An 11,503-nucleotide genomic window follows, 5' to 3' on the forward strand; every position below is an offset into this window, starting at 1 on the left:
GCGCTCATCGCCGGCCCGATCTGGGCGCAGTACGCCTGGGGCCGGTACTGGGGCTGGGACCCCAAGGAGGTCTGGGCCTTCATCACCTGGGTCGTCTACGCCGGCTACCTGCACGCCCGCGCCACCGCCGGGTGGAAGGGCAAGGCCGCAGCCATCCTGGCCCTCGTCGGCTTCGCCACCTTCATGTTCAACTACGTCGGCGTCAACCTCTTCGTCCCCGGCCTGCACTCCTACTCCAAGTAGGGCGCGGCGCGACCGGTCGTCGGTTTCCCAGGTTCACCTGGGAATCCGACGGACCCACGGAGAACTCCCCGTGGTGTCGTCGGTTCTCCGGGGGAGGTGGGGCTGCCGGGTCGGTCGTGACGACGCGCGGCCGGGGTCCCCTGAGCCCCGTGAGCACCACTCGGCACGGAGTTCTGTCCCGGTACCCGGGAAGTTCTCCGTGTGAGGCGCGGATTCCCAGGTATGCCTGGGAATCCGTCATGCCTCGGCCTACAACCCGCGGAGGAACTCGGGGTCGTCGTCGGGCCCTCGGGAGGGCGGACGGGGTGCGCGCGGCGGGCCGGCGGGGCGGGTGCGGACCTTGCCGAACAGGAGCCACAGGATCGCGCCGAGCACCGGCACCAGGACCACCACGAACCACAGCGCCTTGGGCAGCGAGCGGATGGACGTGCGAGGGGTCGCGACGACGTCGAACAGCGAGTAGACGGCCAGTACGACCACGATGATGACCAGGAGCGCCTTCCCCATGCCGCCCAGGTTAACCGGGCCGTGGTGAGGTGGCCGGACGAGCGCCACCTCCCCGTCGTCCGCGGCTCGTCGGCCCCTCGGCCTAGGCTGGCGGCATGGACCTCGTGACGCTGGCCGACGTCGAGGCGGCCGCCGCGCGCGTCGCCACCACCTGTCTGCGCACCCCGGTGCTGCCCCTCGCCGGGGAGGGGCCCGAGGGGTCGTCGCTGTGGCTCAAGGCCGAGTCGCTGCAGCCCACCGGGGCGTTCAAGCTCCGCGGCGCCACCAACGCGCTGGCCCAGCTCGACCCCGCGAAGCGGGCGGCTGGGGTCGTCACGCACTCCTCGGGCAACCACGCCCAGGCGATCGCGTTCGCCGCCGCCGCGGCGGGCGTCCCGGCCACCGTGGTGATGCCCGAGGGCTCGCCCCAGGTCAAGGTCGACGGCACCCGCCGCTGGGGTGCCGAGGTCGTGCTCGTGCCCGTCACCGAGCGCGCCAGCCGCTGCGCCGAGATCGCCGCCCGCACCGGCGCCGAGGTCGTGCCGCCCTACGACGACGCCCGCATCATCGCCGGCCAGGGCACCGTCGGGCTCGAGATCGTCGCGCAGGTCCCCGACGTCGACGTGGTGCTGGTGCCGGTCAGCGGTGGCGGGCTCCTGTCGGGCGTCGCGGTGGCCGTCAAGGCGCTGCGTCCGGAGTGCATGGTCATCGGCGTGGAGCCGGCGCTCGCGGGGGACCTCGCCGAGGGGTTCGCCGCGGGCGAGCGTCGCGTCTGGTCCACCGACCAGACCACCCGCACGATCGCCGACGGCCTGCGCACGCCGTCGGTCGGCGAGCTGAACTGGGAGCACGTGCACCGCTACGTCGACGACGTCGTGACCGTGTCGGAGGAGACGATCCTGTCGGCGATGCGCGAGATCGTCACCCGCGCCCGCATCGTGGTCGAGCCCAGCGGCGCCGTGGCCGCGGCCGCCTACGTCGAGCACGGCGACACGCTGCCCCGGGGCACCACGGTCGCGATCGCCTCCGGCGGCAACGTCGACCCCGAGCTCCTCGCCTCGGTGCTGAACGGCTGACCCGTGCGCGAACGTCTCGACGCGTGGTTGCGGGGCCACCCGCTGGTCGTCGACGCGGCGATCACCCTGCTCCTCGCCGCGCCGGTCCTGCTCTCGGGTGCCGTCGGCACCGCAGCAGCGTTCGTGGACGCCGCCCTGTTCGTGCCGCTCGTGCTCAGGCGGCGACTGCCCGTCGTGATGTTCACCCTCGTGGGCCTCGAGCTGCTGGTGCTCGCGATCGTCGACGACGGCACGGGACGCTACGGCGCGTTCGTGCTGCTCCCCGCGCTGTACGCGATCGCCGCCTACGGCCCGCGCTGGGCGCGGTGGGGCGGGCTGACCACGGGCATGCTCGGGGCGGGCATCGCGTCGCTGCGCTGGCCGGGCGGAGCGATCGACCCCAGCCGGTCGGCCTACCTGTTCGTCTTCCTCCTCGCGGCCGTCGGCGTCGCGTGGCTCGCCGGTGCCCAGGTGCGCACCCGCCGTGAGTACACCGCCCAGCTCGTGGCCACCGCCCAGGAGCGCGAGCGCGAGGCCGAGACGCAGGCCCGGCTCGCGGCGTCCACCGAGCGCGCCCGCATCGCGCGCGAGATGCACGACGTCGTCGCGCACAGCCTGTCGGTGATCGTCGTCCAGGCCGACGGCGCCGCGTACGCGGCCCGGTCGCGCCCCGAGGCGGCGATCGAGGCGCTCGGCACGATCTCCGACGCCGGCCGCTCCTCCCTGGCCGAGATGCGCCGGCTCCTCGGCCTGCTGCGGGGCGAGGACGACGCCGACGCCGAGCGGGCACCCGTCCCCGGGGCCGCCGACCTGGGCGACCTCGTCGAGCAGGTCCGCGCCAACGGCCTCGCGGTCGACCTGCACGTCGACGACGCCGCCCGCACGCTGCCGCCCGCCACCGGCCTGACCGTCTACCGCGTCGTCCAGGAGGCGCTCACCAACGTCCTCAAGCACGCCGGGCCGGGCGCCGCCGCCGACGTCGAGGTGACGCTCGCCGACGGCCAGGCGCGCGTCCGCGTCGGGGACGACGGGCGCGGTGGCAGCGCCGCGCCCACCGGCGGGTTCGGGCTGCAGGGGATGCGCGAACGCATCGCCCTGCACGAGGGCACCGTCGACGCCGCACCCCGTCCGGGCGGCGGGTTCCTCGTCACGGCCCACATCCCCACCCGCGCCCCGGAGGACCGATGAGCATCACCGTCGCGCTCGTCGACGACCAGCAGCTGGTGCGCGCGGGGTTCCGCATGCTCGTCGACAGCCAGCCCGACCTGACGGTGGTCGGCGAGGCCGGCGACGGCGAGGAGGCCGTCGCGCTGTGCGAGCGGGTCGACGTCGACGTCGTGCTGATGGACGTGCGGATGCCGCGCCTCGACGGCGTGCAGGCCACGCGGCGGGTCACGGCGCTGCCCCGTCCGCCGAGGGTCGTGGTGCTCACCACCTTCGACCTCGACGAGTACGTCATGGACGCGCTGCGCGCGGGTGCGTCGGCCTTCCTGCTCAAGGACGCGCCGCCCGAGACGCTGCTCGCCGCGATCCGTGACGTGCACGCCGGCGAGGCCGTTGTCGCCCCCAGCGCCACCCGCCGGATGCTCGAGCGGTTCGTCCTCGCCGAGCAGCCCGAGGCCGCCGGCCCCGACGCCGCGCAGGTGGCCCGGGTCGACACGCTCACCGAGCGCGAGCGCGAGGTGCTCGTCCTGGTCGGCCGCGCGATGTCGAACACCGAGATCGCGGCCGAGCTCGTCGTGGCCGAGCCCACCGTCAAGACGCACGTGGGCCGGATCCTGGCCAAGACCGCCGCCCGCGACCGCGTCCAGCTGGTCGTCCTGGCGTACGAGTCGGGGCTGCTCGGCGACTGAGTCATACCGGGGTATGACACCGGGCCGTCGAGGTGCGGTCCGCGGGCTGACGACCCGGGGGTGCCCGCGTTCCTAGCGTGGACGACGTACCCGTCCGCCACGTCCGAGGAGCACCGATGCACCCCGCCGCCACCCTCATTCCGCCCGTCGCCGGACCCACGGCAGCCGCCGTCGTCAGCGGCCTGACCAAGGTCTACGGCTCGGGCGACACCGCCGTCCACGCGCTCGCCGGCATCGACCTCACCGTCCCGCGCGGACGTCTCACCGCCGTGATGGGACCGTCCGGATCGGGCAAGTCGACGCTGATGCACTGCCTGGCCGGGCTCGACTCGGCGACGTCGGGCAGCGTCCGGGTCGGCGACGTCGAGCTGACGGGCCTGGGCGACGACGCTCTCACTCGCTTCCGACGCAACCGCGTGGGCTTCGTGTTCCAGGCCTACAACCTGCTGCCGATGCTGACCGCCCGCCAGAACGTCCTGCTGCCGTTCGAGCTCGCCGGCCGCGAGCCCGACTGGGCCTGGTTCGACGAGGTCGTGGCGGTGCTCGGCATCGCCGACCGGATGGGGCACCGTCCGTCGCAGCTCTCCGGCGGACAGCAGCAGCGCGTCGCGATCGCCCGGGCGCTCACGTCGCGCCCCGAGATCGTCTTCGCCGACGAGCCCACCGGCAACCTCGACAGCCGCGCCAGCGCGGAGGTCCTGGACTTCCTGCGACGCTCCGCTCGCGAGCTCGGGCAGACGATCGTCATGGTCACCCACGAGCCGAGCGCCGCGGCCTACGCCGACGAGGTCGTGCTGATCGCCGACGGCCGCGTCGCGGGCGGTGTCAGCGACCCCACGCCCGAGGCCGTCCTGGACGCCCTGAGCCGGATCGGGGGCTGAGCCGTGCGCACCGTCGTCCTCTCCTCCCTGCGCCACCAGCTGCGTCGCTACGTCGCCGCCGGTCTGGCCATCGCGATCGCCGTCGCCTTCGTGGTGGCGGTGAACGCCATGAGCGCCGCCGCCCGTGACGGCGCCACCGCCGAGGTCGCCGCGCAGTACCGCGGCGCCGGCGTCGTCGTCACCGGCGACGTCGCCGACGCCTCCGCCGCCCGGGCCACGGCCTCGGGCGTGCCCGGCGTCGACGCGACGGCCGTCAACCGCACGTCGTGGACCGAGGTCGGCCTCGGCGGGGTGCCGTCGACCCGAGGGGTCGGGACCGTGGCCGCCGACGACGGCCTGCGCTGGCAGCAGCTGGCCTCGGGTGCCTTCCCGCGGGGGCCGACCGACGCCGTCGTGAGCGCGGACGCCGCGCGTGACGCCGGCATCGCCGTCGGCGACCGGGTGACCGCCCAGGGCATCGGCGGTGGACGCTTCACCGTCACCGGTCTCGTGGACGACGCGTCCGGCCCGCTCTCGGCCACGCTCTACGCGCCCGAGGACGTGCTCGCCGGGTCCGACCGCGCCTACGCCGACAGCCTCGTGGTGCGTACCGCCGACGGCGACGCAGGATCCGTCGCGACCGCGCTGCGCTCGGAGCTGGGAGGCGGCGCGACCGTGCAGGAGGCCGACGACTTCCTGGCCGACCAGCGCTCGCGCGCCACCCAGGGCGTCGACGTCTTCCAGAACCTGGTGCTGGCCTTCGCCGCGCTGGCCGCGTTCGTCGGCGTGCTCGTCATCGCCAACACCTTCACCATCCTGCTGGCCCAGCGCGCCCGCGACTTCGCGCTGCTGCGCTGCGTGGGGTCGCTGCGACGTCAGCTCGTGCGCGGCGTCGTGGCCGAGGCGGCCGTGCTGGCGCTCGTCGCCTCTCTGCTCGGCGCCGTGGCGGGGTACGCGCTCGCGTTCGGCGGCGTCGCGCTGCTCGACGCGGCGAGCCCGCTGTCGACGGGCACGCCGACGATCGGCCTCGCGTCCGTCGCGGTGCCGGTGCTGGTGGCCGTCCTCGTGACGGTGGCGGCGTCGGTGGTGCCGGCGCGGCGGGTGGCCCGTCGGACGCCCCTGGCCGCGCTGCAGCCGCAGGTCGAGCCCGCGACCCGCTCTCGGGCCGGCGCGCTGCGGATCGTCACGGCCGTCGCCGTGGGCGGTGCCGGTGCCGCCGCGCTCCTGCTCGGTGCCGCCGGGCCGAGCCTGCCGGTCGCCATGGCCGGCGGCATGCTCTCGTTCGTCGGCGTCGTCCTCCTCGGACCGGTGCTGGTGCCGGGCCTGGTGCGTCTCCTCGGCCCGCTGGTCCGGGCCGCCGGCGTGCCGGGGCGCCTCGCGGTGCAGAACGCCGTGCGCAACCCGCGGCGCACCGCGTCGACGACGGTGGCGCTGCTCGTCGGCGTCACCCTGGTGACGACGGTGGTGGTGGGCACGGCCAGCGTGAAGTCCAGCGTCGGCGCGGTGCTCGACGACGCCGCCCCCGTCGACCTCGCCCTGACCTCGACCTCCGGCGCCCTGCCCGGCGGCCTGACGCGTCAGGTGGACCGGACCGACGGGGTCGGCTCCACCGCGACGCTGCCCGGTGCGCAGGTCGACGTCGGCGACATCTCCACGCGGCTGATCGGCGTGGGCGACGACGCCCGCGCGGTGGCCCACGGGGGCTCGCTCCTGGGCGGGCTGCGGTCGGGGACGGTGGTGCTGCCGAGCCAGGTGGCGAGCGACGCCGGGGTCGTCGACGGTGCGCGCGTCCAGGTGGTCGGCGCCGACGGACGTCGGGTGCCGCTGACCGTCGCGGTGGACGACGGCGTGGGCGCCGTGGGGTGGGTGACCGCCCGTGACCTGCGGACGCTGGCCGGGGCGGACACCGCGCCGTCGGCGATCTGGCTGCGGGCGGCCGGCGACGCGGACGCCCGGGCGACCACGTCGGCGGTGGGCGCCCTCGCCTCGGGCGGTGACCTCGACGTCTCCGGCGGCCTGCCGCAGCGTGCCGAGGTGCTGGGCGTGCTCGACACGATGCTGCAGGTGACGGTGGGGCTGCTCGCGGTGTCGGTGCTGATCGCGCTGGTGGGCGTCGGCAACACGATGAGCCTGTCGGTGCTCGAGCGGCTGCGCGAGACGTCGCTGCTGCGGGCGCTCGGGCTGGAGCGGCGCCGCCTGCGCCGCACCATCGGGCTCGAGTCGCTGCTGATGTCGGTGGTCGCCACCGTGCTGGGCGTGGGGCTCGGGGTGCTGTACGCGTGGTGCGGCGTCCGGGCGGTGAGCGCCGGGGTCCTCGGTGGCGTGACGCTGCCGTGGGCGCAGCTGCTGGGGATCGTCGCGGTCGCCGCCCTGGCCGGTCTCGTCGCCAGCGTCCTGCCCGCCCGCCGCGCCGCCCGCGTGTCACCGGCGGCGGGACTCGTCGCCGACTGACCCGCCCCAGCGACGTCGAGGTACGCGAGAGGCACCACCGAACCGCCGTCGGTGGTGCCTCTCGCGCACCTCGGCGACGGGGTCGGGGCCCGGTCGGGGGCGTCGGGGACGAGGTGGCGCCCCGGTAGCCTGGGGGCGTGACTCCCGTGATCCGCTACACCCTCGCCCGGCTCGGCCTGTTCCTGGTCGCGTTCGCCCTCGTGTGGGGCGTCTGCCTGCTGCTGGGCTACCGGTGGACGTCGATCACCGCGCTCTGGACGGCCCTGATCGCCCTGTCGGTCTCGGCCGTCGCGTCGTTCGCGCTCCTCGGCAACCTGCGCAACGAGGTCGCCGCCCGCGTTCAGGTGCGGGCCGAGCGGATGACCGAGCGCATCGAGGAGTCCCGCCGTGCCGAAGATCTCGACTGACCACCGCCTCTGGGTCGACGAGGCCGTCCGCCGCGTCGAGGCCGACGCCAACCGCTCGGCCGACACGCACCTGCACGTCTTCCCGCTGCCGGGCCCTCCCGGCGTCGAGCTGTACCTCAAGGACGAGTCCGTCCACCCGACCGGCTCCCTGAAGCACCGCCTGGCCCGCTCCCTGTTCCTGTACGCGCTCGTCAACGGCTGGGTGGGCCCGACCACGACGATCATCGAGGCCTCCAGCGGCTCGACGGCCGTCAGCGAGGCGTACTTCGCGCGGCTGCTCGGCCTGCCCTTCGTCGCCGTCGTGCCCCGCACCACCAGCGCGCAGAAGGTCGCGCTGATCGAGTGGTACGGCGGGCGCTGCCACTTCGTCGACCAGGCCGGGCACGTGTACGACGAGGCGCGCCGGCTCGCCGAGGGGTGCGACGGCCACTACATCGACCAGTTCACGTTCGCCGAGCGCGCCACCGACTGGCGCGGCAACAACAACATCGCCGAGTCGATCTTCGAGCAGATGTCGGCCGAGCCCCACCCCGTGCCGTCGTGGGTGGTGGTCAGCGCCGGCACCGGCGGCACGTCCGCGACGATCGGCCGCTACCTGCGCTACCAGCGCCACCCCACGCGCCTGCTCGTCGTCGACCCGGAGAACTCGGCCTTCCTCGAGGGCTGGGAGAGCGACTCCTCCGACGTCGTCACCGGCGTCACGTCGCGGATCGAGGGCATCGGACGTCCGCGCGTCGAGCCGTCGTTCGTGGGCGGCGTCATCGACGAGATGCTGCGGGTGCCCGACGCGGCGTCGATCGCGGCGATGCGCTGGTGCTCGGCACGCACCGGCTCGATGGTCGGTGGCTCCACCGGCACCAACCTGTGGGGCTCGCTCACGCAGGTCGCGCGGATGCGCGCCGCGGGCGAGACCGGCAGCGTCGTCACGCTCCTCTGCGACGGCGGCGAGCGCTACGCGGGCACGTACTACGACGACGACTGGCTCGCCGCGCAGGGCCTCGACCTCGCCCCGTACACCGCGGTGCTGGAGGAGTTCGCGGCCACGGGGCAGTGGCCGGCGGAGGGTGGATCAGTTACCACGTGAACGTGGTACTTGGTCCGATGCACGGTAGATCTTCCGTGCACCGGCACATCTGCCGTGGGTGAGCCTCAGCCCAGGGCGAGGGCGGCGCAGAGGCCGGCGGCGTAGACCAGCTCGGCGATCCCGGTGCCCGCGAGGACCGGGATGAGCGCGGGGCCGGTGGCGCCGCCGAGCACCCGGCGCGACGGTGGGACGAGCATCGCGACACCGGGCAGGGCCAGCAGCGTCCAGGGTCCGACGGCCAGCGCCACCGACGCGGCCGCGACGGCGGCGACGACGACCAGCACCACGTAGAACCGGCGCGTGCCCAGGTCGCCGAGACGGGTGGCGAGCGTGCGCTTGCCGGCGACGACGTCGGAGGAGATGTCGCGCAGGTTGTTGGCGACGAGGATCGCGCAGGCCAGCGCGCCGACGCCGACGGCGCAGGCGAGCGCCGCCCAGCTGAGCGTCTCGGCCTGGACGTAGGTGGTGCCGAGCACCGCGACGAGCCCGAAGAACACGAACACGGCGACCTCGCCGAGGCCCGCGTAGCCGTACGGACGCGAGCCGCCGGTGTAGTACCAGGCGGCGATGATCGCGGCCGCGCCGACGAGCAGCAGCCACCACGCCGTCGTCAGGGCGAGGACGAGGCCGAACACCCCGCCGACGCCGAGGCTCGCGAACGCGGCGGCCTTGACCGCGGCGGGCGTCGCGGCGCCCGACCCGACGAGCCGCATCGGGCCGACCCGGTCGTCGTCGGTGCCGCGGACGCCGTCGGAGTAGTCGTTGGCGTAGTTGACGCCCACCTGCAGCGCGAGGCTGACGAGCAGTGCCAGGAGCGCCTTCCACCAGACGAAGCCGCCGAGCTGGGCGGCGGCTCCCGTCCCGGCGAGGACCGGGGCGACGGCGGCGGGGAGGGTGCGGGGACGGGCACCCTCGACCCACTGCGCTGCGGTAGCCATGACGCGTCATCGTCCCATGCGCTCCTACGCTGGGGTCATGGGCATCCCGTCGCTGCAGCCGGTCGCGGGCGCGCCCGCCGACGTCGTCCCGCTGCTGCGCGCGTGGCTCGACGCGGAGGCCGAGCCCGAGCCGCTGGTCGTCCGGACGTCGGGCAGCAGCGGCCGTCCCAAGGACGTGGTGCTGTCGCGGCGCGCGGTGACGTCGTCCGCGCGCGCCACCCACGCACGACTCGGCGGCCCCGGCCGTTGGCTGCTCGACCTGCCGGTGACGGCGGTCGCGGGGCTGCAGGTGCTCGTGCGCTCGCTCCTCGCCGGCACCGAGCCGGTGGTCGCGGCCGACCACCCCGACCTCGCGTCCGCGGTCGGCGCGCTGGGGACGGGCGGTGCGCGCGCCTACGCGTCCCTCGTGCCGACGCAGGTGCACCGGCTCGTGCGCGACGGGCAGGTGGGCGTGCTCGCGGCGCTCGACGCGCTGCTCGTCGGCGGCGCCGGCATGCCCGTCCGGCTGCGGCAGGCGTGCGCCGACGCGGGGGTGAACGTCGTCCGCACCTACGGGATGAGCGAGACCGCCGGCGGCTGCGTGTACGACGGCGTGCCGCTCGACGGCGTCGCGGTGCGCATCGACGCCGACCACGGCGTCCACCTCGCCGGGCCGGTGCTCTTCGACGGCTACGGCGGCGACCCCGACCGGACGGCCGCGGTGCTCCGCGACGGGTGGTTCGCCACCGACGACCTCGGCGAGCTCGACCTCGACGGCCGCCTGCGCGTCCTCGGCCGCAGCGACGACGTCGTCGTGTCGGGCGGCGTCAACGTCTCGCTGCCCGCGGTGACCGAGGCGCTGCTGGCCGTCGACGGCGTGGCGGACGCGCTGGCCGTGGGGGTGCCCGACGAGGAGTGGGGCACGCGGGTCGTGGCGTGCGTCGTGGGTGCGGCGCCGTTGACGACCCTGCGCGACGCCGTCGAGGCTTCCGGGCTCCCGCGGGCGTGGGGCCCGCGCGCCGTCGTCGCCCTCGACGCCCTCCCCCTCCTGCCCGGCGGCAAGGTCGACCGGGTGGCGCTCCGGGCCCTCGCGGCGGGGGCGGGCTGACGCGGTGACGCGAGAATCGAGGTTGGGCCCCGATTCGGACCACGACCTCGATTCCTTCCCGCCCTGACCTGGCCGGACCTCGATTCTCACGTCACCGGTCAGCCGCGCCATCCACCGCGGCGCAGCATCCGGACCAGCTGGGACGCGACCGCGTCCGGCTCGTGGCGGACCGCGTACGAGCTGAAGATCAGCAGGCGAGGGCCGTCGATGACGATCTCGTTGGCGCGCATGAGGTCGCCGTCCCACTGCTCGACCATCAGGTGCGGGATGCCGTGGATCTCGCACGCCGTCTCGAGCTCCTCCCACTCCACGTCCAGGTAGTAGCGGCCGTCGTCGCGCTTGACCCGTGCCTGCCGGGTGGGCCTCGGCGCGCCGACTCGCCGCCGGATGTCGTCGAAGTCGCGTTCGGGTAGGGACTGGATGCCTCCGCGGGCGTCGAGGTAGGACTCGACGAGGAGGGCCCGGTGGCGGCACGCCCCGCGCCGCGTCATGGCCTCGCGCAGACCACGGGTGACCACGAGGCCCTGTTGCGCGGCCGAGAGCACCACGGCGCGGGCCCGTCGTGGGTGGACCGACCAGCTCGCCTCGTCGAGCACGCTCCGCTCAGGGCGCGTGCGACGCGGGAGCCGGAGGGGATGCACGTCGCGGTGGTCGAGCATCGACGACCAGTGGGTGACGACGTCGGTGTGCCGGGAGCGCCAGCTCGAGATCGGCTGCACGACCCGTGGGACCTCCGACGAGCCCGTCGGAGCCAGCGCGGTGAAGCCGTCGAGTCGCAGGGCGGTGATGCCGCCGAGCGCGGACCCCGATGGCGCTGCGAGCAGCGCCACCCAGCGGCGTTGGGCCTCGGTCAGCGGGCCGTTGTGGGTGACGTAGACACCGCGCGTGGGGGACTGCCAGAGGTGCCGGCGCATCTGCGAGCGCACCCACGCGCGTCCGCCGAGGTCGTAGGCCTGAGCGGCGGTCAGGACCCCGTCCTGCTCGCGCAGGACGCGGCCGAGGTCGGTGCGGACGACCGCGACCTGGCTCATCGCCCCAG

General features: G+C 75.0%; 12 protein-coding genes. 9 read left to right on the plus strand and 3 right to left on the minus strand.

The features are described from left to right. Window positions 1–243: cytochrome c biogenesis protein CcsA (gene ccsA / locus ACI6PP_RS16010; protein WP_421112610.1), on the plus strand; the 243-nt coding region annotated here is incomplete at its 5' end. 249 nt (window positions 244–492) lie between these two features. Here ccsA and ACI6PP_RS16015 read toward each other — a convergent pair. Continuing rightward, window positions 493–750, minus strand: coding sequence for a PLDc N-terminal domain-containing protein (locus ACI6PP_RS16015; RefSeq protein ID WP_421112611.1), 258 nt, complete (start codon window positions 748–750; stop codon window positions 493–495). A 95-nt stretch (window positions 751–845) separates the two neighbouring features. Here ACI6PP_RS16015 and ACI6PP_RS16020 point away from each other — a divergent pair, with 95 nt between their 5' ends. The 7 genes from ACI6PP_RS16020 to cds1 all read left to right on the plus strand — a co-directional run bounded on the left by ACI6PP_RS16020 (window position 846) and on the right by cds1 (window position 8,439). Next, a complete protein-coding gene (locus tag ACI6PP_RS16020; RefSeq protein WP_421112612.1) occupies window positions 846–1,805 on the plus strand; it encodes a threonine ammonia-lyase in 960 nt (319 codons plus the stop codon). A 3-nt stretch (window positions 1,806–1,808) separates the two neighbouring features. Next, entirely contained in the window at window positions 1,809–2,972 is a 1,164-nt protein-coding gene (locus ACI6PP_RS16025) for a sensor histidine kinase (RefSeq protein ID WP_421112613.1), read from the plus strand. Continuing rightward, complete coding sequence (locus tag ACI6PP_RS16030; RefSeq protein ID WP_421112614.1) at window positions 2,969–3,637, plus strand: response regulator; 669 nt, start codon at window positions 2,969–2,971, stop codon at window positions 3,635–3,637. The genes ACI6PP_RS16025 and ACI6PP_RS16030 overlap by 4 nt, the downstream gene beginning before the upstream one ends. 116 nt (window positions 3,638–3,753) lie before the next feature. Next, window positions 3,754–4,518 carry an ABC transporter ATP-binding protein gene (locus tag ACI6PP_RS16035; protein WP_421112615.1) on the plus strand — a complete coding sequence of 255 codons (765 nt, stop codon included), beginning with the start codon at window positions 3,754–3,756 and terminating at the stop codon, window positions 4,516–4,518. 3 nt (window positions 4,519–4,521) lie between these two features. Next, window positions 4,522–6,948, plus strand: coding sequence for an FtsX-like permease family protein (locus tag ACI6PP_RS16040; protein WP_421112616.1), 2,427 nt, complete (start codon window positions 4,522–4,524; stop codon window positions 6,946–6,948). Window positions 6,949–7,085: 137 nt separating this feature from the next. Then, on the plus strand, window positions 7,086–7,355 hold the full coding sequence (locus ACI6PP_RS16045) for a DUF4229 domain-containing protein (protein ID WP_421112617.1): 270 nt from the start codon (window positions 7,086–7,088) through the stop codon (window positions 7,353–7,355). Continuing rightward, window positions 7,336–8,439 carry an L-cysteine desulfhydrase Cds1 gene (gene cds1, locus ACI6PP_RS16050; RefSeq protein WP_421112618.1) on the plus strand — a complete coding sequence of 368 codons (1,104 nt, stop codon included), beginning with the start codon at window positions 7,336–7,338 and terminating at the stop codon, window positions 8,437–8,439. Before ACI6PP_RS16045 ends, cds1 begins: the two co-directional genes overlap by 20 nt. Before the next feature lie 65 nt (window positions 8,440–8,504). On the opposite strand, the gene ACI6PP_RS16055 is transcribed toward cds1, so the two are convergent. Continuing rightward, a complete protein-coding gene (locus tag ACI6PP_RS16055; RefSeq protein ID WP_421112619.1) occupies window positions 8,505–9,377 on the minus strand; it encodes a 1,4-dihydroxy-2-naphthoate polyprenyltransferase in 873 nt (290 codons plus the stop codon). Between the two features lie 37 nt (window positions 9,378–9,414). Here ACI6PP_RS16055 and ACI6PP_RS16060 point away from each other — a divergent pair, with 37 nt between their 5' ends. Further along, a complete protein-coding gene (locus tag ACI6PP_RS16060) occupies window positions 9,415–10,464 on the plus strand; it encodes an AMP-binding protein (RefSeq protein ID WP_421112620.1) in 1,050 nt (349 codons plus the stop codon). A gap of 98 nt (window positions 10,465–10,562) precedes the next feature. Here ACI6PP_RS16060 and ACI6PP_RS16065 read toward each other — a convergent pair whose 3' ends face one another. After that, a complete protein-coding gene (locus ACI6PP_RS16065; protein ID WP_421112621.1) occupies window positions 10,563–11,495 on the minus strand; it encodes a hypothetical protein in 933 nt (310 codons plus the stop codon). Window positions 11,496–11,503 lie beyond the last annotated feature (8 nt).

The organism is Solicola agrisoli, assembly GCF_049059935.1.
Taxonomy (GTDB): Bacteria; Actinomycetota; Actinomycetes; order Propionibacteriales; family Nocardioidaceae; genus JAURVT01.